Source organism: Bradyrhizobium sp. USDA 223 (assembly GCF_044909005.1).
In the GTDB taxonomy this organism is placed as follows: Bacteria; Pseudomonadota; Alphaproteobacteria; order Rhizobiales; family Xanthobacteraceae; genus Bradyrhizobium; species Bradyrhizobium yuanmingense.
The window spans coordinates 6,738,778-6,761,492 of record NZ_JBIYDR010000001.1; the positions used below are offsets into that span (position 1 = coordinate 6,738,778).

Consider the following 22,715-nt stretch of genomic DNA (forward strand, 5'->3'; position numbering starts at 1 on the left):
GGTCATGTTGCTGACGCATTCTCTGTTTTAATCGCAGAGAAGCACGACGTGAGGACCACCCCGGTTCTCACAACGGTTCCGTAGCCAGGGGTTGGCTCGAATCCGCAAAACGATCGGCAAGTTCATGAGCGCTGCTGCGTTCGCTTGACCACGTTTGCGGTTCTGGAACCGGACAATCTAAAAAATCACAGGACTCATGATGCTCTTCCGCTCGAGCGCCGCAGTTTGCGGCGCCCTGGTTACGCTTGCCTTCTCTGTTGCCGTTGCTCGAAGTGAAACGCGTGGGGATCACTCAAGTGCCGTCGTCGATGCCGCCTCCGGCGATGCGATCATTGGCGCGGCGTCCACCTACAATCCGTTCAAGCCTGGCAAGGAGGAGGGCGGTCCGCAGACGGCCTCCGGCGAGCGTTATGATCCCTCTGCCTGGACCGCCGCCATCAAGACGAGCTTGCGCCGGAAATTCGGTGGAGTCGGATTTGGCGCGAGGCCGAAATATGCCCTCGTCGAGGCCGTGGGCAAGAAGGTCATCGTCAAGATCAACGACGTCGGGCCATTAAGACCTGGCCGCATCATCGACTTCAATGAACGGACGATGCGCCATTTCGATCCGAGCATGGACCTCGGCGTCATTCCTGACGTGAAAGTCAGTCCGCTCGCGGGCGACAATTGGACTCCAGGGCCGGTGGGCTGAACACGGGGTGTTCGTTCAAATATCGGCCCGCACAGTTCATCGGACAGACTCCACGATCCGTCCCATCATGTTGCGGACCACGAGCTTGTGGAAGGGCATGATTAGCGCAAGATAGGTCCGGCCGAGCCGGTTGTGCGTGCGCACCAGCGTGGTCGAGGTCACCTGCCGGCTCGCGGCATCGCCTGAAACGTCGATGACGATGCGGAAGTCGAGGTGCGAATCGTCGAAGCCTGCGACCAGCTGCTCCGGCGTCTCGCTCAGCACCGGAAACAGGCCGATCATGCCGCGTGGGGCCGGCGCGCCTTCACCCGATGTCTTCAGCCCGAACGGCCTCACCAGAATGTTGCGCAGCCGCAGCAACGCGTCGATCCAGCGCGGCCCGTTCAGCACCATTCTCGTGCAGGCCTCGCGGGCATTCACCGCTGCGGCGCCGATGTCCACGCAAAACGCGTCGATGAACTGCGCGCCGCCGAGCAGCGCATCGGCATCGACTTCAGGCGCGACTTCGCGGACCGTCCCGATCATCCCGCCATTTTGCGCGTCAGCATCCGGAAGCGCAAGATCAGGAGCCCGGCATAGACGAACGTGCCGATCGAGAATCCGATCCAGACGCCGACCGCGCCCAGCCCTGTGTGGAACGCCAGCAACCAGCCGATGGGAAAAGAGACACCCCAATAGCCGATCGCGGCGAACAGCAGCGTCATCTTGGTGTCGTTGATGCCGCGCAGCGCGCCGCCCATGATGGTCTGCAGGCCGTCGGCGATGAAGAAGCTGGCCCCGACCAGCAGCAGCGTTGCCGTCAGCTCGACGGTGGCCGCACTTTCGCTGCCGCCGCCGAAGAACAGCCGGCCGAGCTGATAGCGACCGATCACGATGGCGATCGTCAGCGCGGAGACCAGCGCGAGGCCGAGCACGGCTGCGACGAGCCCTGCGCGTTTCACCGCCGCCGGATCATTGCGGCCGAAGGCATGACCGACTCGTACCGTCGCCGCCATGCCGATGCCGAGCGGCACCATGAACAGCACGGCGGTGATCTGGAGCGCGATCTGGTGCGCGGCAATCGCGGTGGTCGAGATCAGGCCCATCAGCAGCGCGGCCGAGGAGAACAGGCCATATTCCAGCAGCAGCGAGAACGAGATCGGCGCGCCGATCGCGATCAGCTGGCGCATCAAGGGCCAGTCGATCCGCCAGAGGCGGGCGAGCGGATGATAGTCCACGAACGGCTTGCGCAGCCCGGCGATCGCGAGCGCGGCGAGGAAGGTGCCGAGATTGACCAGCGTGGTCGCAAGCCCCGCGCCGAACAGGCCGAGCTCGGGCAGGCCGAACAGGCCGTGGATCAGGGCATAGACCAGCGCGGCATTGACCGGGATCGCCGCCAGCGTGATCCACAGCGGCGCCTGCGGCCGGTTCACCGCGCTCATCATGCTGCGCAGCGCGATGAATCCGAGCGCCGGTGCGATCCCCCAGGCCAGGCCGTTCAGATAGTGCTGCGCCAGCGCGGCCGAGTGCGGTGTTTGACCGAGTGCGAGCAAGATCTGCTCGCCATAGAGCGGCGAGGCCATCATCGGCAGCGAGATCAGCAGCGCGGCCCATAGGCCGACGCGCAAGGAGCGGCGAATGCGCCTGACGTCGCCTGCGCCGAACGCCTGCGCCGCCAGCGGCGACACTGCGGACGTCAATCCGAGCCCGAACGTGAAGCTGACGAAATAGACCGTATGGGCCAGCGCCGCCGCGGCCACCGCCTCCTCGCCGAGCCGCCCGATCATCGCAAGATCGGTCGTGATCATCGCGATCTGCCCGAGTTGCGTCAGCATCAGCGGCACGGCGAGGCGCAGCGTCTCGATGAATTCTTCGGCAAGGTGGTTCCGCCGTGCGTCCAGGCGTGCCCGGTACCGCCGTTTGGTATCCAAAAGCTCGGTCATGCCGGGGACATAGCAGCCTCGATCGGCGAAGTAACGGCAAAGAAATGTGAGGGCGGGTGCCGCTGAAAAAAGGGCGGGGCTCAGGCGAAGGAAAGGTCGGGTTGCGCCGTATTCGTCATGTGCGGCGAATCTGGGCCGGTCTCACATTGGAAATTGAGCATGATAACGAGATTTAGACTGACGTTCGCCGCGCTGTTCATCGGTTCTGCCATCCTGAGTGCCGGCGCCGCTGCAGCGGCCGACCTGAGGCTGCCCGCAGCGCCGCCCCCGCAGGTGGCGTCGGCAGCCCTGCTGAGCTGGGCGGGGCCCTATTTCGGCGTTCAGGCCGGCTATCTTTCGGGCCGCTCCGATATCTCGCTGCCGGCGACGGGTGAATTCCACTTTGTCGATCCGAAGGGCGCGATCGTGGGTGCAACGGCGGGCTTCTCGGCGCAATGGGGCCGGATCGTCGCCGGGCTCGAGGGCGACGTGAACTTCGTCGATGCGCGCGCGACGATCGATACCGGCTTTGCGCCGACACCCGCCGTCACGCAGCTCCAATCCGCGGTCAATTGGAACAGCCACCTCCGTGGACGGATCGGCTATGCTTTCGACCGCACGCTGCTGTTCGCCGCCGGTGGCCTTGCCGTCGCGGGCGTCGAGAGCAAGGCGTTCGACAATGGGATCGGCGCCGTTGCGAGCTGGAGCGATACACGGATCGGCTGGTCGATCGGAGCGGGCGGGGAATTCCGCTTCGCACCGCAGGCCTCGGTCCGGCTCGAATATCTCTATGACAATTACGGCTCGAAGACGCTGGCCGCCCAGACGATCGGCGCGACGACGTTCGGCGCGCGCGAGTCCCGGCTCGACACGCACACAGTACGAGCCGGAGTCTATTGGCGCTTTTGATGCTCGGTTGGAGGCGGCTATCGCCTGGTAGGATCGGTTCGCAATTCTCGGCTATGATGTCCGCAGGCCAGAGCAACAGATCGATGTGATGGAAGAGCCATCGGACGAGACCTTGATGGCGGAGGTTTCGGCGCAGCGGCAGCACGCGTTTCGCGTCCTCATGCGGCGCCATATGCCTCGGGCGCTGCGGGTCGCGGAGCGGATCGTGCGCGACCCGGTCGAGGCCGACGACATCGGCCAGGAGGCGTTCATGCGTGTCTGGACGCACGCAGCCTCTTTCGACCCAGAGGTTGCGAAATTCACGACCTGGCTCTACCGCATCGTCCTCAACCTGACGTTCGACCGCACGCGGCGCCGAACGTTCCAGCCCCTCGAAGACGCTGGCGATGTGCCCGATTCGGGACCGCACGCCGTCGAACGGCTCATCGCCGATGAGGAGGTTCGCCTTCTCAACCGCGCGATGGCCGGCCTGTCGGACCGGCAGCGCGGCGCGATCGCCCTCTTCCACATGGAGGGATTGAGCGGTGAGGAGGCGGCGAACGCGATGAATCTCAGCGCCAAGGCGTTCGAATCGCTGCTGGGCCGCGCCCGCACGGCGCTCAAGGCAAATGTTCAGAAAATACAGCAGACGGGGAGCCACGTATGACGCCCGAACAGTTCAGACAATTGGCCGAGACATGGGGAGGTGACGTCGAGCGCTGGCCCGCGCCGACGCGCGAGGCCGCGCGGCGGATTGCGGCGACTGCGGAAGGCGCTGCGGTCCTGGACCAGCAGTCGCGCCTCGACCGGCTCCTTGCCGTCGCCCCGGAGATCGAGACGGCGCGGGCGGATCGGTCGAGCTTTCTGGTCCTGCAAAGGCTCGCCGCCGTTCCGCAGCAGCCTCGGCCGGCATGGCATCAGCGCCTGTTGCGCTGGCCGGCGCTCGTTCCCGCCGCAAGTCTCGCCTGCTCTGTGATGGTGGGTGTGTGGCTGGCGGGAGCGCTGCCCTATGCCCACGCGCCGTCGGACCCCCTATCCGTCATGAGCGGCGTCTTCGACATCTACGCAATCGGCTATGGATCGGTGCAATGAAGTTCTGGCGAGAATGGTCCACTCCCTGGCGGGCGCTCATGCTGCTGTCGCTGTGCGTCAACGTCGTGCTGTTCACCTATGTCTCGGCGCAATGGCTGCTGTCCGGCGGCTTTCGACCGGGCGCAGCCGTGCCGCTACGCATGATCGAGCGTGTCGCCGAAAGACTTCCGGCGGAAGACGCGGAGATCCTGTGGAGCATCTATCGCGGCAAGGAGGCGGAGCTGGCTCCGCTCCAGGCCGAGTACCGGCTCGCATTGATGAAGGCGATGAAAACGGCGGCGCAGACGAATCTCGACAAGGCCGAGCTGGAAGCAGCCGTGAAGGATGCCCGCGACAAGCGCGTGAAGATTGGCGACCTCGTCGTCTCGACCTTCGTCGAGATGCTGGAACGAATTTCAGCGAAAGGACGCCGACAACTCGTCGGCGGCTATTTTCGCTGAGCCGCGCAGAGTGAACGAGGGATTCGGCCCGTCCAGACGTATCACCTACATCGATGTCTGCGAATTGGTGGAGATGATATGGTGCAACGATTTGACAGGACGGCAAGCGGACCAGTGGTGAGGTTCTCGCATCGGACGGCCGTCTACGTGCGTGCGGGTCTTGCGGCCGCGAGTCTGGTCGCACTTCTCGTGCTGTTTCTTTCGCAAGCCTCCGCAGGCGATGCGCGGAGTGAGGCGAAGCAGGCCTGCAAGGCAGACTATTCACGGTTCTGCGCCGGCACCATGCCCGGGGGCGGCCGCATCCGCAAATGCCTCGGCGACAATTACGCGAGCTTGTCCGGGGCCTGCAAACAGGCCGTCGACGCGAATCCGTCAAAATAGACCGGGTTAGCTCCGCTCCGGCACGCGCTTGATCTTCGCACCAAGCGCGTTCAGCCGCTCCTCGATGCGCTCATAGCCGCGCTCGATCTGGTCGGCGTTGTTGATGGTCGAGGTGCCCTCGGCGCACACGGCCGCGAGCAGCATCGCCATGCCGGCGCGGATGTCGGGCGAGGTCATCGTGGCGCCGTGCAGGCGGCTGGGGCCGGCGATGATGGCGCGGTGCGGGTCGCACAGCACGATGCGCGCGCCCATCGCGATCAGCTTGTCGACGAAGAACATCCTGGATTCGAACATCTTCTCGAACATCAGGATCACGCCCTCGCATTGCGTGGCGGTAACGATGGCGATCGACATCAGGTCGGCGGGGAAGGCCGGCCAGGGCTGGTCCTCCAGCTTGGGCACATGGCCGCCGAAATCGTCCTGGATCTTCAATGTCTGATTGGAGGGCACGATGAGGTCGTCGCCCTCGATCCGGCAGACGATGCCGAGCCGCTCGAAGCCCATGCGGATCGAGCGCAGATGCTCGACGCCCGCGCGCGCGATGCGCAAGGGCGAGCGCGTCACCGCGGCAAGCCCGATCAGCGAGCCAACCTCGATGTGGTCGGGCTGGATCCGGTACGTCGTCCCGCCGAGCGTCGCTTGACCATGAATGATCATGGTGTTGGTGCCGATGCCTTCGATCCTGGCGCCGAGCGCGACCAAGAAATTGGCGAGGTCCTGCACATGCGGCTCGGAGGCCGCGTTGCGCAAATAGGTGATGCCGTCGGCGGCGACCGCCGCGACCAGCGCGTTCTCGGTGGCGGTGACGCTCGGCTCGTCCAGGAACACGTCCGCGCCCGCGAGCTTTGGCGCGCGGAATTCGAGCCGGTCGGTCGCGGTGACCTTGGCGCCGAGCTGCTCCAGCGCGAGCACATGCGTGTCCAGCCGGCGGCGGCCGATGACGTCGCCGCCCGGCGGCGGCAGCATCACTTCGCCGCAGCGGGCGAGCAGCGGCCCGGCGAGCAGGATCGAGGCGCGAATACGCACGCACAGCTCGGGGTCGAGGTCGGCGGCGCGGATGCTCTTGGCATGGATATGAAGCGTGTTGCGCGCGGACCATTCGGCCGACGCGCCGACCGAGCGGACCAGCTCGACCAGCGTCTCGGTGTCGCGGATCCGCGGCACGTTCTCCAGCACGACCGGATGCTCGGTCAGCAGCGCGGCGGCGATGATCGGTAGCGCCGAATTCTTATTGCCGGACGGCTCGATCGAGCCCGAGAGCCGGTGACCGCCCTCGACGATGTATTGGATGGGCGCCACGGGGTTCTCGCTGTCCTGTTGAGTGGGAGGGCCTGTTTCGGGCGGAAACTACAGAGATTTGAGCGCGGGAGCAATTGTACTGGGCGGTGGTTCGTGGCCGTTCCGTGAGCCCAGGCGAGGCTGCTGATCCCTCATGGTGAGGAGCGCGGAACGCGCGTCTCGAACCATGCAAGCCCCTATGTCGCCCGTGGCCATCCTTCGAGACGCCCGCTTTTGCGGGCTCATCAGGATGAGGACGGGAGCTTGTGGCAAGCGGCCCTCAAAACAGCCCGATGATATTCCCGATCACATAGAGGATCGCGATCAGGATCAGGGCCCCCATCATGAAAAAGGAGATTTCGATGGCGATGGCGCCGGTGCCGAGCGTGGCGGCGACGGCGGCGAGGAGCCGTTCCTCCCGGAAGATCAGGGAGAGCACCGAAAGCAGGATGGCGAGCAGGCCGAGCGAGATTGCCGTGACCGATGCGGTTTCACTCCAGCTTCGTCCAGCCGACTTCTCGACCTTCGGAGCCTGATACTCGACGCCCTTCACCTTCGCGACGATGCGGTCCTTGATGCGATGTCCGGTGTCGACGATCACCTTGTCCGCCGGCGGCGGCGGAAACACGATCGGCACGACCCAATGCGGCAGCACCGCCGCCATCAGCGCCAGCACGCCGACGATGCTGCCGATGATGCCGAGGCGGCGTGAGGGCACAGCGGAACTGGGCGTTGCAGAGGCGGTCATGGCGCGACATTTCCCGGCCGGAATTGGCCTTGCGGGTTCATGCCGTTTCGTCGCGACGGCCCGTGGTGAGGTTCAGAGCCGAATTGGTGCGCCGTCATGCCCGGGCTCGTCCCGGGCATCCACGTTCTTTGTTCCGCGGGGCAAGACGTGGATGGCCGGGACAAGCCCGGCCACGACGCCGCGGAAGCATGTCGTCTAACGGAAAACCCTAACCCGGCCGTCCGAAATTCCGCAAAGGAATCAACGGCCACTCAGTCACGCTAACACATAAAGCTGACTCGAATAACGCAATTCCCTGACTCTGCGGCTCCGCACGTAGACGGACCGCGCGCGCTCGCCGTCCTCCATGATAATGACCTTCATGTCCACAGCCTCCAGGGCGCTGGCGCAATCGGTCGCTCCGCGCGGGCCCGGCATCGCGCCAAACCGCCCAGAAGAGCGCTTTCGATGAGGGCGCTATTTTAAGGCGTCGAATTCGATGGGCGATGGCTCGATATTCACGAACGCGTCGGTATCTCGATCGTATCGGCGGCAGGTGACTGTCGAGGGTCCGTTGATGGGCCGATGATGGACGATGTGAACGTTCATATATCTAGGCTTAACCGGAACTAGCACGCCTTCTGCGTGCTCGCTGCAGCGGGTTATCAGCGCTCCAACTGAGCGATGGATCTGGCCGCTTGCGCCGCAGAGTTCGCAAGTGACGGTTGATCTCGCTTCCGCAAGTGCAACAGCGTTTTGAATGCGAAATTTTGAGAACTCCGACAGTTCACCGTTCCAATAGATCCGGAGAGATCCATTCTTTGACGAGATCTTCAAGAGCACAATCCACTCTGTCGCTCGGAGTGCCTCAGTTATTCGATCGCAAGCGCGCGCAAGAACGTTGCTCCAGCCTGAACCGCACTCGGGGTATCCCTTTGCGAGCACCGGAGCTTTCGAAGGAGGTTGAAACAAGCTGCGATACTTGCAAATTAAAACGATACGCCAGTCGTGCGTGGGAACGTTCACTCGGCATCTCCGTGCCAAAGGTATGTCAGGCAAAAGCCGCCTAGATGGACGCGCGGCTGGTTCTGCTGCTTTGGAGGGCACGTCGGTCAGAACTGGATGTGAAGCCAGTGCAGTCTCAGCATGTTACAAAGCGGATCGATTTTTGCGCGGCGTCGAAGAGCGGAGATCAAGACCATCTTCGCGGTGGGATCTCCCTCCAACGCACAGCACAGGATGGCCGAGACCACGGCATCCGTAACCGGATTCTTCAACCCGTGGCGTTGTAATCCCTTGATGGCAATGCCAACGGCCGTCGCCGGATCGCCGCCAACTGCGCCGAGCCAATCGCAATCAGCAACGCGTTCGTAGCGCAAGAGAAATTCCCGGATCGTCCGTATGTCTTTCCGCGAGAATTCGTGAGGGCTCCGTGCGCGCCACCAACGGGTGGGAGGCAGCGAAGTACGGCGCATCGCGTCCGGATAAGTGACGTTTGACGCATTTTGGACGTTTCGCCAGGCCGAGCGCATGCATTCCCCCAAAGCAAGGTGGTTGATATCGAACGGAAAGCTAGTTAGTTAGACAATTCCGAAAATTGTCGCGAGGCCTCGTGAGGCGTCGCTTGGTCGCGCCAAGGACTCTCCTACGTAATCGTCCGGATGAGCTAGGGACGAACGGTTCCATTTTGCCAGACCAATGACCTGGCAAGGATTAGGCTGTAGGATTCGATCGCTGTTTTAAGTAACGGTCGGCCCCACCCGACCCGAGGATCTACTTAACGACCTCTTAATAATAGCAAATGCGAGGCAAGACTCCAACTACGGTCGGAACTTATGGTTAACCCGAACCAGGCGCCTTACATCACGCCTGCTCAAGTGAGGGCCGCTCGCGCTTGGCTGAGTTGGAATCAGGAGCATCTGGCGAAACTCGCTGGGCTTTCAAAAGAGACGCTCAACCGCTTCGAGCAAGGCCATTCGGTACCTTACTCCTCGACCTTGGAGCGCTTGCGCCAGACGTTGGAAGACGCGGGAATTCGGTTCCTGTTTCGAGAGCAGATAGCCAGTGGCATCGAGACGACTGCTCCTAAGCCCTAGTGGACGAATCCGCGGCATGACAAAGCGGGAGCGGAGACGGTGTGATGAAGACAATATTGATAATTATCCAGAACCAGGCCGATCATGAGGCGGCCAAGGCGCTTGTCGGCAAGCTGATGCAATCGAACGAGGCTGCCGATCGAGCGCGCATGGTAGCGCAGGCTCGCCTTATCGAGGCGTATGAACGCAGGCGTTGGCCGCGCAAAGCGCCGCCGTTGCCCGATTTGCTGACCTATCTGGTGGAGCAACATGGTTTGACGCGCGCTGATCTTGTGCCCCTTCTGGGCACTGCGAGTCGCGTCAGCGAGGTCATGTCCGGCAAGCGCGAATTGAGCATGACGATGGTGGAGCGTCTGCGCGAACGTTTCCATATTCCGGCGGATTTGCTGATTTCCGCGAGTTGAAGTGTGGATCGGCGCGGCTTTTGACCTCCGACCGGCGCCCAACATTGACCCCGCCTTATATGCAGTAAGCGCCTGGATCAATTTCGAATTGGAGCAGTGAGCCGGGTCAATGTTGGAAGCCGAAAGGGGTCAATATTCGGAGCCGCGACACACCCTTGTGCCGGCAAGGACAAACGGGACGCCTTGCGGACCGGGATGCGTCTGCCGCGGCGGGCAGTGCTACTACACCCTTGAGAGATTAAGGGAGATGGGCATTAAGCCGCCGGAGGAGTGATGCGATCTAAGAACTAGATTGTGCAGATCGCACAGGCCTCGCGGCTTTCCTGATCCTCTTCCTCAAATGCCCTGGCAAAGACCTGTTCAAGCGTCAGGTTCGCGCCGCGGATCGTTGCATGGTGTTTGCGACGCTCGTGCTCGTCCCGGATCCTCTGCATCCGCTCGGGCTGTTCAAGCTCCTCGAGACTCTCGCCCGAGGTCCAAGTAAACACGTTGCCGCTTCCTTCGTAGGGGCGCTCGTACTTTTTGGCTTCCTCGAACAGGGTCGGATGAGCCTCCTTCAGACGCACCCACTCGATCTTCTGTTGGTAGAAACAGAAGTAGCAGCCTGAGCGAGTTCGTCCCCAGTCCGTGTAGGGCGGCATGCCAACACCACTGGACAGCAGAATTTCCTGGATGTCGATCAGCTTCAAACCGTCGTCCTTGAACGGATAGACGGGGGTGATGTTGGGCTTATGGCTAATGTAACCGCTCCGGTCCTCGTCTGCCCGAAGACCAACGTAATTGAGAACCGGATCGTCGCCGACGAAGTCTTCGAACGGCTTCAATTTGAGCTGTCGGGTGCACCACCGCCGGTGGTTCGACGGGATCATTCCGCCATATACGTCATACCAATGATCGAAGCCTAGCTCCGCATTGAGCCGATTTACCCGCTTGCCGAGATAGTCTTCGATCCGTTCGAGATACTGGTAGGTCTCGGGGAGTTCCTTGCGGGTATCGCTGAAGATGTACTCCATCTCCGGGACGCGGTCCCGCATGTAGAGCGCGAGAGCAGCGCTGTCCTTTCCTCCGGATAGGCTGAGTATGTGCCTGGTCTTCTTGGTCTCAGCCATCAGTGCGTTCTTTCGGTTCCTTCGTCGGCTTCTTCAACTGATCCGCCATAACGTGGGCGAGTACGGAGGAAGGGTCCTTAGCGCTCGCCAGCATCTTCTTGATCTGGGTCACCTTGTCGGCCGTTTCCTTCGTCAGGGTACCCTTGCGGACGACGACCATGTCCTCGTGCCCAGTTGTGTCTACAACATGAACGCTGACCAGCGAAACTGAATCGGCGTCTTCGAGCTTCATGTGGGCGAGCCATCTTGCTAACCGGGCGCAAATGGCTCTCGCCTCGAAGATGAAGTTGTCGATCGTATCATCCTTCCAAGCATCGATGCGCTTGCCGGTCAGTAGGCTTCCTACGCCGTCAAGCCAAGCCTGGTCGCCAGTGCTGGAATCGGTAGCACGATCAATGAAAGCACGCAGACGATAGTCTGTGAGCTTCAATGTATGTCGGCCGTAGTCGTTTCCAATCTGCGTTCTTAGTTTTTCGATGGTGCGAGCGCCAAATGCCTCGAGAAGGGCCGCCTGAGCTTCGCTGCGCACTCGTTCAGACGCATCCGAGATCTCTTGGAACGATATGTTGAGCAGCTCTACGAATGTATCAGCCTGCTTACGATTGTACGCTTCTGGCTCCATAGCCGGCAGATCGCAGGCTTGGGGCAATTGGATATAAATCAGATCGATCGGCTCATAAGCTTTCTTTAGTGCCGTCCGGATTGCTTGGGCATGTTTGGAGACGGTACCGGTCTCCTTGCCGTACGCTGGTATTGCTTGCCACCAGCGATAGAGCGCTTCCACGACGGGTCGTAGGGAGGCTTCCGGTTGTGCACCGTCAGGCCAGATATCGAGATCTGTAGAGAGGCGTTCCAGAATTGCAGACGCGGATTGCGACGTTCCAAGATACTTGAGAGCAAAATTTGCCGGACTCTTCGCGAGGCGCATAAAGTGCGCGGCTGAAAGTTCGGGTTGGAAGCTATTCCGCTCAAAGACTGCGACCTGCCTGCGATGATAGAGCATGAAGGCAGCGATCATCGGCAGGGCAGGCCCGGCGCGCAGCCCAATGGGTGGCTTGGCCAGTTCGGCTGAGATCTCCTCAAACGTGCAGTATCCACGCTCTTGAAGAACCGCCTCGATCTTCTTCCAAACCGGTCCCCAGTTCTTATCGTCCGGGGAGGGCAGCAAGAAGGACCAGTGGCCTTCTTCCTGCCGATGGATGTTCGTGGACTGAAAGAGTGAAAGATAGACGGTGCGCTCCGGAGGGGCGCCCGTGAAGCCCAAATAGGGCTGATCAGCGGTCTGAACCATAGCTTCGAGCAGTCGCATGCGCGCGCTGGCCGCCGCGCTCGACAACCGCGACCTGTTGATGAGCTCATTTCGGAGAATGGGACCATCCGCGAAGACCTTGTCGCAGATGTCGCTGAGCTTGCGGTTAAGCAGGCTCCGGTCCGCGATATCGAGCGCCTTCCCGCGGTAGATCCAGATTTCTTCGGACCCAGGCAAGGAAAGCCGTCCGAAAGGCTCGAGCGCAGATTGAAGCGCGTCCGACGCGGCCTCAATGCGCCCTCGCACTTCGCGCCTGGCGAGGTCGTCGACCCGCAGATCCCCACAGTTCTGCTCGATCCAACGCCACAAAGCCAGATCCCAAGCTGCGGCGAGCGCGCTCGGGGTGATTTGTCGGACACAGTAAAGCGTAAGCTCATCGGTCGCGTCGGTCCTAGAAATGATGTCCTTCCCGACCGCTTGAAGGCTTTGATCGGGGTAGACCGGCACAACGACGATTGTACCATCGCAATCGGGCGCGATCTTGAGCGTCGCGTCGCCTTCGCCGTTCCAGTAGGACACCGTGAAAGCGCGAAGAGTACCCGTGCGATGATAGTGCTTGTGGGCGACGAGCGGCCGAGCCGGCGGAAGCGCCGCCAGCACGGAATCAAGGCGCTTGACCTGAGGAGTTTGCGTCCTTGCCTTTTCGAGCCAGCCGTCGAGATCGACGCTGGTGCTCGCCCAAAGGCTATAATCGTCGCGATGCGCGCGAACGTACAACAGCTTGCGCTCCACAAGCGATTTGAGTGCTTGTTCGGTCTCCTTGACCGAAGTGTCCAGGCACCAAGCGACGGTCGTTGGATCGGCGCGTAGTCCGGGCGTCGGCTCGAGAACGGCGAGAAGTCCGACGCATTTCAAGGCGCGAAGCGGCAACTCTTGCAAGTCTACGCCTTCGGCGACCGCGTTCCTCAGAAGCTCCCAGCGGCGCTCCCGGTCGGCCGATCTAAAGCGCACGTCGCCCAGCGCCGCCACGTAGTCGTAAAGGTCTGCCAGGCTGTACCAGACGTCCACCGAATGAGGATTGGCATGGATAAACCGCTGGAAACCGTGCGGCTCCAGTGAATGCAAGAAGCTGAATACCGAACGTTCGTTCTGACCGAAACGACCTGCGATATTGGCGAGACACGCGACCGCAGCAGGGTGGAGCGGGAAGAGGCGGGGACCGATCTTCGCGAGCTCACTCTTCCGGGTGGTGAATACGCCTTTTGCCGCTGCCTCGCTGTAGAGCTTCTGCGCGCGAGTGGCGATTTCGCCTTCCTCTGCCGGCCGATGAACGATTGCCTCAGCCAGGAGGAAAGCGGTCTGTTCGGTAGAATCGTGGAGCGAGACGTCCTCGTATCGCTCGGCTGAGCGAACCCACTCCGCTTCGACCCACTCACCAAGGCCGGCCGCGTAGTCTGCGAAGCGATGGTGAAGGAAGGCAACCACCGCTAGTGGGTCTTTTTGGACACCACCGGCGCGCTCAGCGAGCTGCTGGAAGAATGAGGGATCAGACTCCTGCCGATGCAGGGCGGCATACTCCAGGAAGCGGCCCATTTCGTCAACGAGAAGCAGAACGCCGCCGCTTGTGTTCAACTCGGACGCAAAGCGACGAAGAAGATCGAGCACCTCCATATCGTTACGGGTGCCCTTAGCCCTCGATTTGGCCAATGCTTCGCAATCCTTCGCGAATGCCGACGCCTTGGCTCCGCGTAAGGTGCGTGCAGATTTGGTCAGCTCTGCCAGAAGGCAGTCCGCGAAATTCGCCCGACGGCCGATGACCACGATTGGGAAGTACTTTGGTACGCCTGGAAGAGGCACTTCTTCGGTTCGAAGCAGCTTGGCCGCCGAGCCGCTCTTACCATCCAGGCGATCCTGGAAGAACTTCGCCAACAGCAAGCCGAACGCGGATTTGCCGACCCCGTAAGGTCCAGTAACGCGGAATGCCCTTTGAGTAGAGTCGTTGCGCAGGCCGTTCAAAATCCGCTGCAGCGCGTCCCGCACGGCAGGTGTGATGACATAGCCGGAAAGAGCGTGCGGATCCGTGAGGTCCCGTCCTAAGTCGACGGATCGGACGTACCTACGCCCGATCGAAATCCGGTCGGCAAGCTTGTTACGCTTCACTGCCACGCCACGTCCTCCAGCCGGTTCAGCGTCATTTGCTGAGTTCTGATGAGATCGACCCCACCCGCGCCGTCCTCACGCAGCGAGAGACCTCTCACGGCACCCGTCAGATCCTCGAGTGCTCGATGCATGGAGGCCTCATCGAGACGGAAAACAGTGCCCGGCGACCGACGGTCCACCATCAGCGAGCGAAACGAAAGGGAAAGGCTGTTGGGTGCGACCAAGCGCCAAAAATCGGCGACTGCAAAGGCAATCGTTGCAACGTCGATATCGGGCTTAGGGCCTCGCCGGAAACGGATCACCGGGTTGGCTCCAAAATCGGCGACCTCGAGCAACCCTAGTTCCTGAAGCGGACAGCCCAGACCCTCCTCGACCACCGCCGAAGCTGAAGCGCGGCCGGCGTCGTAAGTGCGAAGGAACACGTCTACATGTTGGGCCACCGTGCCGGAGGTGATAGTGCCCCGCGCAGAGACCGCCTTCCCCTGGACCGCTTTGAGGAAGGCCTCCTTCAGGATCTCCGTATCGGGGAGATCCAGAAAAGCAGACGTCCAGGCCCCCAAGTTCGCGGAAGTCGTGATCTTCCAATGCAGGCGCCACAACGATGCATTGCTTTCGAGATAGGGATCGAGACCTTTCTTCTGATCTAACAGAGCGCTGCCGAACTCGGTCGGCACAATGCGCTTTCCGTCAGCCTGCGTAAGACCAAATGCGTCGCCCCAGAAACGGATCGATCGGACCATGTTCTTGCCGATGCCCAGCGTCACAATGGCATCGTCGTCGTCACCAAAGAGTTCCGGATCATCCAGAAGCGCTTCGTGGAGCTTCGGCAGCCAGCCGTAGCGGCACGCAAACGACTCGTGGCCCGAAAATACTTCGTAGTCGCGTTCAGACATCTCGATACCTACGCTAACGGCGGCCCTGCTTGCGGGTTTTGGTCTCTCCGTCGACCTTGAGAGACCCACCAGCAAGACGCAAGGCCTTCACGGCTTCGCTAATCATCACGACGGCGGAGTCGACTTCCGCAGCCTGTGTTTCCCGACCAAATCCGATACGCACAGACGATTGGGCAGCCTCCTGGCTAAGACCCATCGCCAGCAGCACATGCGAGGGGGCAATCGCCGCGGAAGAACAGGCGGAGCCGGTCGACAACGCGAGATCGGGCAGCCTGTAGAGCAGAGACTCTGCATCAATCCCGTCGAAGGCTAGATTGAGATTGCCGGCGATGCGCTCGGTCAAGGAGCCATTGACCTGAATTCCGTCGACCGATCCCAAGAGGCGGGCCAGGAAGCGCTCTCTCAAATCCATGAGTCTCGCCGACTCGCTTGCCATTTCGGCAGCAGCAATGCGGCAAGCAGCGCCGAAGCCCACACAGAGGGCAGTCGGAAGGGTGCCCGAGCGGGTGCCACGTTCTTGGCCGCCGCCGGTTAGGATCGGCGTCAGTCCGGAACGCAGGGACTGGCGGCAGTAGAGAGCTCCGATCCCCTGGGGACCGTAAAGCTTGTGCGCTGAGATGCTTAGGAGATCGATCTTCATTCCTTTGACGTCGAGCGGCGTCTTTCCCGCGGCCTGAGCCGCGTCGGTATGGAACGCGACGTCGTGACTCCGGCAAGAGGCGCCGATATCGGCCAAGGCTTGAACGGTCCCGACCTCGTTGTTGACGGCCATGACCGAGACGATGCGGGTGTTACTCGAGATCGAGGACTCGATTGCGGATGGATCGACCACGCCGTCCCCACTGACCCCGACCTCCGTCACAGACACGCCCTGCTTTGAAAGCATTCGCAGGGTTTCCCGTACGCAGCTGTGTTCAATGGTTGTCGTGATCGCGTGCCGCCCGCGTCCGAGCGAACCCCGGAGCGCCAAATTGGACGCTTCTGTCGCACCTGAAGTGAAGATTATCTCCCCCGGCTCGGCTCCGATCAGGGCCGCGACATCCGCTCGTGCCCCCTCGATGGCATCGCGCGCTGCCTGTCCTTTAATGTGGGTGGAATGCGCATTTGCCGCTCGCTCGCGCCACCATGGCATCATGGCGTCGATGACGCGGGGGTCGGCGGCGGTGGTCGCCTGATGATCAAGATAAATCAAGGGGATAATGCCAGGTTGGTGCTGCGAGTCCTTCTTGCTACATGTACAACGAATAGTCGCAGGCTCACACGTTGCGGATGCATGTTTCAACCGCTTTGTTGGCCGATGCGGCGCTCCGGAGGTCCGGCGGGAAGCCCATGAGCAAGTCGACGACAGGCCGCCGGAAGGCGGCTGTTCGCCCGCGGCCGGCGGTTGAGGACCGGACGCAGAGGTTCTACGAGACGCGTGCTCAGGAGTACGCCGATACGACGCGTCGGCGAACTTTGACCCCTTTGCTGGAAGATTTTTCCAAACGTCTGCCCCGGGGGAGAATCTTGGATCTCGGCTGTGGCGGCGGCTATGATCTTGGAGCCTTTCGCGGTCTCGGTCATGCCGCATGCGGTTTGGACTATTCGGAACCGATAGCGAAGATAGCACACCTCAACGCACAGGCCCCCGTCGTCGTCGCCGACATGAGAGCAATTCCATTCCGCGACGACAGCTTTGACGGCGTCTGGGCGTCCGCCTCGCTCCTCCACCTGCCGCGCGGCGACCTCGTCACCGCGCTCAAAGAGGTCCGGCGCGTTCTGAGGCGTGGAGGCCTAATGTTCGCGTCATTGAAGGTCGGTGTGGGGGACTTGCTGGATGCTGACGGTAGGTTCTTTACGTTCTACGAAAACGCGGACTGGCAAGAACGCGTGACCGCTGCCGGGTTTCAACCTCTTTCGACCACATTCAACCAAGGTAACCGTAAGGGCTCCCACGGACGCCCTGAACGGTGGATGACTTCGCTGGCAGCTGCTGCATGAGACAACTGATCGTACGTTTGGTCGCCGGAGCAATCCTTTGCGGCTTCGCGACTATTGGAATGGCGGCCGCCGAGGAGCCGGCCAAGGGCACCACGGCGCCCCGGGTCGCGCCATCACCGGCAAAGGCCAGTCCCACCCCGGTGATTGCGCCAGCACCCAGCGCGACGCTTCAGCCGCAACCGGCACCGATCCCACCATCGCCGTCGCCAACGGCGAACATCTCGCCTGGTCCTGCACCAATCGCCTCACCCCGCCCGCCGGCAGGCCCAGCTCCGAGTCAGGCGGGCGAAGCCAACAAGACGCCAGTCGTTCAATGCAACTGCTCGTCCGAGAAGGATGACGGCAGCTGGCGGCCAAGGGACTGGGCGCCTCTTCTGACCGGTATCGCGGGCATTTTTGGCGCTCTCGTCGCAGCGATTGCGATTATATTCAATCTTATCGCTAGCCGAGGGACGACAATCCAGAAGGCGAATGAAGCGGAACTGGAGGCACTGCAATCGAAGCTGGACAACTTCTACGGTCCGTATGTGCAGCTCTCTAAAACAAACGAATTGATCGCAAGCGATCTGAAAAATCGCCATGCCGCGGGCAAGGATATGCGTATCCTCGTGTGCTTGCTCGATCCGAAATGGAGAGACCAGTTCAGCAGCGGCGAAGCCGCCTTGGTGGAGGAAATTCTGGCGATCGACAAAAAACTGTTGGATCTGATCCAGGACAAATCGGGGTTGGTAAGTAACGCGGTTCAACCCTACCTCTGGCGAGCGGCAAGTCATTTCAGGATCATGATGCTCGCGTCGGAAAGCAAGCTCGACAACGATCCAGGGCGCTATGAGCACTACGTCTATCCGCGCCAACTGGACGAAATTGTCGACCTGGAAACAAAACGAATCCACGGCCGGATCGAGCTCATTCGCAAAAAGCCGATGGAGTTGCACCCTCCGGCGCCGGAACTGGCCATACCGGAGGGGCTGAAGCTGCCTGTATGGTTGGCGTCAGCTGATCGAGGCGGTGTCTAACGTCTCGGCGAGAAGCTCATCTCCCATCTCGACCAATATCCAGCACCACGTCTGATCGTTCTTACTGCGGAGCTTCTTGCTCGACGTTAGGCAAATTCCAAAGTCGATCGTGTCTTCGAAGAAGACGCCATTCCTATACATCTTCTCGAACTTACTTCTGGCTCCATCCTTATTCAGCGCGGCAATCGCCCCCTCGGCATGCTTCGCCAACTCATTAACGTCTAGCTCCGCGAGTGCGGTAAGCAACTCCGGAACGAAACCACGCCGAAAAAGCACACTCGCCTTCGCTGTGCCACCACGACTGAGCACGATCGTGCAGTCGGCAGCTTTCGTGTTACCGAGCGCGATCTTCTCTTTTTCGCCAGCCTTCTTTTGCACGTGTACGGATACCGCGGCCTTCACGCCGATCGCAGGAGCCGTCGCGACGCCAACCCTGCCCAGGTCGTGGAGGACATTGCGCTGGAGCTCCTGCGCATACAGCGGACGAAGCGTCCCCACGTACTTGAGCCCTTCCCCAGGAAAGCCATCGAAGTCCCGGGTCTCGATCTTCTTGGGATCCCACTTGATATTGCGAGGCTTCCCATCAATCATGATGAAGTCGGAAACCGTTGTTTCCGGAGCGTCGAACTCCTTTATGTCTCCGCTTACCAACAGGACCTTCGAGGCGATTGGCTTTTTTGATTTTCCACGGGGCACCAGATCGCAATCAGGAGTCATGATCGCGACAATCGTTTTCTTCCCGGCCATAAAGAGATCCCCGAGACGAAAAACCTCCTTTGCGAATTTTTCGAGGGCTCTCGATCCGCACTCGGTGGAAGAGATCGGCGACAGTCGCTGTAGCACCCTCATAGGCGCCCTCGATTAGCTCGGCTCCTTTCGAGTTGAGGAAGTCTACGACTTCGTCAGAAGAAGAAGCTTCGTCGATCTTCTTGCCCAAAGTATCAACGAGGCACTCGCCGAAGAACCAATCTAGGTACTCGACGAGGCTCTGACCTTCCTCCTGGAGCCGAAAGCGTACCAAGTACGCAAAATCTTTCAGATGCAGGCTCTGAAGGTCACCTCGCATCGCCGCAGCAGCCTTTTCGGCGCTCGAGAGCCAGGTTTCAAGAGCCGTATGCATTGATCTTCCGAATTGATACGATTGGAAGATGTCCAAAAGGTCGTCGGCGGCGTCATCTTCCACTCCGACCTTGTCGCCGACGATCTTCAGTCGTGTCTTCTCCAGAAAGCCAAACCGACTTGCGAAAACCAATCCCTTTTTCTCTTCGGTCTGAATTTCGGCGCGATATTTTTCTGCTTCCTTTCGGACCTCGCCCGACGAGGACATCAAGATGACCGACGGCGCGTTGTTTCCGAGCGAGCGGATCAACGCGGTTACTGCTTCTAAAGAGTTCTTCTTGGCTGCCGTTTTCGCGCGTGGAGCGCTCTCCGCGGATACAGTCTGATCTAGAAATGCATCGATAAAGATCAGTCCAACATCTTTTGCTTCTTCGAAGTCGTCGAAGCTAGACCCGTACTTCACAACCTCCGGCTTTGGATCGCACGTGTTGAGAAGCCTCATGATGGGAGCGAGATGCTTCAGATTCGGGACTTGATGCCCGAAGATTCCGCCCGGATTGAAACGTTCATCGAACTTTTCGCCGAATTTCTGGTAAAGCGCACTCAGAACAGATAGGAGTTTCTCGCTGGTATATTGAGAGCTTTCCAATGCCACGACGGCGCCGTCGATGGATTCTGGCGTGATATTGGCCTCTGCCGCGGTCGCCTTGAACGTCTCTTCGTCGAAAAGCTCCAATAATGGGCCAGCGTTTTTGTTGTCGATTATGGGCAAATCGAAAGCGTCATCTATCACCGCAATCTTCGAAATCTTGCTGTTCTTGATAGCGAAATGCAGGTTCTCCTGAAGGATCATTTTCTCTCATCGTCCATGTCGAGTACGAACATGTTCATTCTTCCCAGTCGCACTCTGCCCACCCTGTCGTCCAAGTACAGTTGCCAGTCGTGATATCTGGCTAGTTCTTTCGAGATATAGAGACCTAGGCCTCGCCCCTGGCCCGGCGGCTTCGAAGTGACAAAGGGCTCAAAGATCGTTTCGCGCCTGCGCGGATCGATGCCGGGACCGTTGTCCTCCACGGTCATCGCTTTGCTCTCAGGATCTATATCGATCGTAATCTCGGGCTTGAACTTCGGTTCTAGGTTCTTCTGCTGCTTGAGCCAGTAGACCGAGTTTGCGATCAGGTTCTCCAATATCTGAATGACCATGCCTTTCACGGCATTGATCTTGTACTTGCCTTCGAAATCGAAGTTGATCTTGATGGAGTGACGCCGGAACTGATTTTGATGGTTTTCCAGAACGAGGCGAACTGTATCGCCAAGGTCGAAGGTTGATTTCGTCTGACGTTTCTCTCCGGCAAGCTCGTCAAATGCCGCCACGCGCTTCTGAAGCGTATGAAGCTGGATTTCGAGTGCTTCGAGCGCGGCCTTCTGGGACAACCCGTCGACATTCGCCAAAAGCTCCATCGTGTGCCCGACAGCCCTGTCGAGTTCGTGGAAGATGAATTCAGTCATGAGGCCGATGCCCGCGAGATGGACAAACTTCTCACGCTCTTCGACGGAATCGTCGATGGCTTCGTTTGTCTTGCCGACCAGCTTCTCACACTGGTCGCCCATTAGTTTCACAAGCTTACCGAGCCGGTCAACTGCCTCACGTTGCTGGGGCGTGGTTTGACGACGAAGCGTCTCCAAGGCTTCCGTCACGCTTCCCTGAGTTTCACGAAAATCGAACGATAGCTTCTCTGCTTCGCGCCGGTTGATTTGTTCTGCTTTGTCTGCCGTGTTGATGAGCTCGCGAAGCTCTCCGTGCAACAGCCACATAACGATGGTTCGCAGAGCTTGCTGCGCATCGGACGCAACAAGACCCTCGCGATTAGTCTGCTCGCTGAGCGCGGTATGTGCGGATTTAACGCTTACACGGCCGATAACCTGTTGCCGGTTCAGCTTGAAGCCCGATTGTCCGAACGCATTGCGGTCTAGTTCGACCCAATCGTCGTCAGGCTCGCCGTAAGGCAGGATCCGAAAACCGTAGCGGAACAGCATTGGGCCGCCCGACCACCGACGGATTTCGTCGCGGGTTTCTTTCACCGTGTTCGTCAGATCGGGGATTTTCTCGACTACAAGTCGGTTGTACCAATAGACCTTGACATCGACTGGTCCCAGATCTTTGAGAGCCTTGGGACGGATCGGAGCCGCTAGCGTCGCCGCATGGCCGCGCTTTCCACGTCGTCGGAAGACGTTCTGTGTTATTGAGTAAACTTCCGCTCCGCGCTGCGCGATGGGTCGCGATGCGTTTCGATAGGGGTAGCTTACCGTGCCCTCTAGAACAGGCTCGTTGTCCTCGAAGGTCAATGACGCGAAGCAGGTGGCGTGAGCCTGTTTTAACAGCTCGGCAGGGATCGAAGGGATCGCTATGCGCGAACCGTTAAAGCGAACCCTGAGAAGTTTATTGCCGCGGCCAGGAACGAACGGATCGATCATCCGAGCAATTTTGCCCTGGAAGAGCGCTGCGAAGGTGGTCTCGTTCCACTCGACGGTGAGATCCGAGACTCGTATCACGGTACCTTGCTCGGCTTTGTCGTCTTTGACCGGGCCCAACTTTGGTTTTATGTCGATGTCGCCGACTGATTGTTCGGATTCGTGACTGAACAAAGTCCAATCGATCCGCAACTTGTTCCAACGGCGTTCTTCCGCGGTTGAAGTCTTTACCTCAAGATAATTTCCAAGTCGCATGGCTGAAAGGCGGCCGACGCCCTTGTCGCCCAGGTAACTTGCTCCCGCGACGTTCATGCGTCGGCGCGATCGAGTGCCCACCGTCAAATAGACGTCGGACAACGTCTCCATCGACATACCTTCGCCGATATCGCTGATCTCGATCCAATTGTGTCGCCGGTATGCAGCCTTCAGGGCCGCTCGAAAGCGAGTGGCGCGGCCGACGGCGGGCTCAAGGGTCGCGAAAAAGGCAGCAGTTCTCTCGGTCGGCGTTCCGGGGAGTATTTTTGCGCGGAGCTCGGTCAGAACTCTTCGGGTTTGTATCCCCCCGTCCAGGCTCTCCAGCGCGGCGGAGTACGCAGCATATGGCAGGACGACTCTAGCGTTGATCTCAACGCGCGGAGAGCCCGCGTCGATGCCATTCTTTATCAATTCGTAAAGCGCGACCTCGTCGGAGCTAATGAGCTCCTTGCCGAGCTCCAACATGGTTCGCGCGGCAAAGCGGAAACTCACTACCCTATCCTCCGGCCCGATCCGATATTCTAACAGATGGCGAGTTAACCTCTCGCTATCGCCACAAAGGCTGTCGTTCATCGGTCCCTCGGGTGGCTGCCTTCCAACAGTACCAGCACGAAACACGCCGAA

Annotated in this window: 21 protein-coding genes; 9 read left to right on the forward strand and 12 right to left on the reverse strand. The window is 60.2% G+C overall.

Annotated elements, in window-relative coordinates:
* Positions 1-196: 196 nt before the first annotated feature.
* Positions 197-691 (forward strand): septal ring lytic transglycosylase RlpA family protein, encoded by a 495-nt coding sequence (locus ABIA40_RS31420; protein WP_404545120.1) that lies wholly within the window; start codon positions 197-199, stop codon positions 689-691.
* Positions 692-727: 36 nt separating this feature from the next.
* On the opposite strand, the gene ABIA40_RS31425 is transcribed toward ABIA40_RS31420, so the two are convergent.
* Complete coding sequence (locus ABIA40_RS31425) at positions 728-1,216, reverse strand: DUF2867 domain-containing protein (protein WP_271541584.1); 489 nt, start codon at positions 1,214-1,216, stop codon at positions 728-730.
* Positions 1,213-2,613 carry an MATE family efflux transporter gene (locus ABIA40_RS31430; RefSeq protein ID WP_271541586.1) on the reverse strand — a complete coding sequence of 467 codons (1,401 nt, stop codon included), beginning with the start codon at positions 2,611-2,613 and terminating at the stop codon, positions 1,213-1,215. The genes ABIA40_RS31425 and ABIA40_RS31430 overlap by 4 nt, the downstream gene beginning before the upstream one ends.
* Before the next feature lie 159 nt (positions 2,614-2,772).
* Here ABIA40_RS31430 and ABIA40_RS31435 point away from each other — a divergent pair, with 159 nt between their 5' ends.
* From ABIA40_RS31435 to ABIA40_RS31450, 4 genes are all read left to right on the forward strand, one after another.
* A complete protein-coding gene (locus ABIA40_RS31435) occupies positions 2,773-3,501 on the forward strand; it encodes an outer membrane protein (protein ID WP_275501722.1) in 729 nt (242 codons plus the stop codon).
* A 79-nt stretch (positions 3,502-3,580) separates the two neighbouring features.
* A complete protein-coding gene (locus ABIA40_RS31440) occupies positions 3,581-4,147 on the forward strand; it encodes an RNA polymerase sigma factor (protein ID WP_275501917.1) in 567 nt (188 codons plus the stop codon).
* The gene (locus tag ABIA40_RS31445; protein WP_404545124.1) at positions 4,144-4,572 is read left to right on the forward strand and encodes a hypothetical protein; all 429 of its coding nucleotides are present in this window, start codon (positions 4,144-4,146) and stop codon (positions 4,570-4,572) included. The genes ABIA40_RS31440 and ABIA40_RS31445 overlap by 4 nt, the downstream gene beginning before the upstream one ends.
* Positions 4,569-5,012, forward strand: a complete 444-nt coding sequence (locus tag ABIA40_RS31450; protein ID WP_157284907.1) for a periplasmic heavy metal sensor — start codon at positions 4,569-4,571, stop codon at positions 5,010-5,012. The genes ABIA40_RS31445 and ABIA40_RS31450 overlap by 4 nt, the downstream gene beginning before the upstream one ends.
* 387 nt (positions 5,013-5,399) lie before the next feature.
* On the opposite strand, the gene murA is transcribed toward ABIA40_RS31450, so the two are convergent.
* The 3 genes from murA to ABIA40_RS31465 form a co-directional block, all read right to left on the reverse strand.
* A complete protein-coding gene (murA, locus tag ABIA40_RS31455) occupies positions 5,400-6,692 on the reverse strand; it encodes a UDP-N-acetylglucosamine 1-carboxyvinyltransferase (RefSeq protein WP_036024088.1) in 1,293 nt (430 codons plus the stop codon).
* Between the two features lie 259 nt (positions 6,693-6,951).
* Complete coding sequence (locus ABIA40_RS31460) at positions 6,952-7,419, reverse strand: hypothetical protein (protein ID WP_157284906.1); 468 nt, start codon at positions 7,417-7,419, stop codon at positions 6,952-6,954.
* Between the two features lie 1,091 nt (positions 7,420-8,510).
* On the reverse strand, positions 8,511-8,777 hold the full coding sequence (locus ABIA40_RS31465) for a hypothetical protein (protein WP_404545127.1): 267 nt from the start codon (positions 8,775-8,777) through the stop codon (positions 8,511-8,513).
* Positions 8,778-9,233: 456 nt separating this feature from the next.
* Here ABIA40_RS31465 and ABIA40_RS31470 point away from each other — a divergent pair, with 456 nt between their 5' ends.
* The gene (locus tag ABIA40_RS31470) at positions 9,234-9,494 is read left to right on the forward strand and encodes a helix-turn-helix domain-containing protein (RefSeq protein ID WP_404545130.1); all 261 of its coding nucleotides are present in this window, start codon (positions 9,234-9,236) and stop codon (positions 9,492-9,494) included.
* Between the two features lie 44 nt (positions 9,495-9,538).
* Positions 9,539-9,898 carry a type II toxin-antitoxin system HigA family antitoxin gene (locus ABIA40_RS31475; RefSeq protein WP_404545131.1) on the forward strand — a complete coding sequence of 120 codons (360 nt, stop codon included), beginning with the start codon at positions 9,539-9,541 and terminating at the stop codon, positions 9,896-9,898.
* A 287-nt stretch (positions 9,899-10,185) separates the two neighbouring features.
* On the opposite strand, the gene ABIA40_RS31480 is transcribed toward ABIA40_RS31475, so the two are convergent.
* From ABIA40_RS31480 to ABIA40_RS31495, 4 genes are read right to left on the reverse strand one after another with little or no spacing between them, the layout of a single operon-like run.
* The gene (locus ABIA40_RS31480; RefSeq protein WP_404545133.1) at positions 10,186-11,007 is read right to left on the reverse strand and encodes a phosphoadenosine phosphosulfate reductase family protein; all 822 of its coding nucleotides are present in this window, start codon (positions 11,005-11,007) and stop codon (positions 10,186-10,188) included.
* Entirely contained in the window at positions 11,000-14,422 is a 3,423-nt protein-coding gene (locus ABIA40_RS31485; protein WP_404545136.1) for a hypothetical protein, read from the reverse strand. The genes ABIA40_RS31480 and ABIA40_RS31485 overlap by 8 nt, the downstream gene beginning before the upstream one ends.
* Complete coding sequence (locus ABIA40_RS31490) at positions 14,413-15,309, reverse strand: DUF4007 family protein (protein WP_404545138.1); 897 nt, start codon at positions 15,307-15,309, stop codon at positions 14,413-14,415. The genes ABIA40_RS31485 and ABIA40_RS31490 overlap by 10 nt, the downstream gene beginning before the upstream one ends.
* 13 nt (positions 15,310-15,322) lie before the next feature.
* A complete protein-coding gene (locus tag ABIA40_RS31495) occupies positions 15,323-16,501 on the reverse strand; it encodes a cysteine desulfurase family protein (protein ID WP_404545140.1) in 1,179 nt (392 codons plus the stop codon).
* A 137-nt stretch (positions 16,502-16,638) separates the two neighbouring features.
* Here ABIA40_RS31495 and ABIA40_RS31500 point away from each other — a divergent pair, with 137 nt between their 5' ends.
* Both ABIA40_RS31500 and ABIA40_RS31505 read left to right on the forward strand, forming a co-directional pair.
* Entirely contained in the window at positions 16,639-17,289 is a 651-nt protein-coding gene (locus tag ABIA40_RS31500; RefSeq protein ID WP_404545142.1) for a class I SAM-dependent methyltransferase, read from the forward strand.
* Positions 17,286-18,305 carry a hypothetical protein gene (locus ABIA40_RS31505; protein ID WP_404545144.1) on the forward strand — a complete coding sequence of 340 codons (1,020 nt, stop codon included), beginning with the start codon at positions 17,286-17,288 and terminating at the stop codon, positions 18,303-18,305. The genes ABIA40_RS31500 and ABIA40_RS31505 overlap by 4 nt, the downstream gene beginning before the upstream one ends.
* On the opposite strand, the gene ABIA40_RS31510 is transcribed toward ABIA40_RS31505, so the two are convergent.
* The 3 genes from ABIA40_RS31510 to ABIA40_RS31520 are packed head-to-tail and all read right to left on the reverse strand — an operon-like array spanning position 18,282 to position 22,664.
* The gene (locus tag ABIA40_RS31510; protein ID WP_404545146.1) at positions 18,282-19,052 is read right to left on the reverse strand and encodes a hypothetical protein; all 771 of its coding nucleotides are present in this window, start codon (positions 19,050-19,052) and stop codon (positions 18,282-18,284) included. The genes ABIA40_RS31505 and ABIA40_RS31510 overlap by 24 nt on opposite strands.
* Complete coding sequence (locus ABIA40_RS31515; RefSeq protein ID WP_404545149.1) at positions 19,012-20,217, reverse strand: hypothetical protein; 1,206 nt, start codon at positions 20,215-20,217, stop codon at positions 19,012-19,014. Before ABIA40_RS31515 ends, ABIA40_RS31510 begins: the two co-directional genes overlap by 41 nt.
* A complete protein-coding gene (locus ABIA40_RS31520) occupies positions 20,214-22,664 on the reverse strand; it encodes a sensor histidine kinase (RefSeq protein ID WP_404545151.1) in 2,451 nt (816 codons plus the stop codon). The genes ABIA40_RS31515 and ABIA40_RS31520 overlap by 4 nt, the downstream gene beginning before the upstream one ends.
* Positions 22,665-22,715 lie beyond the last annotated feature (51 nt).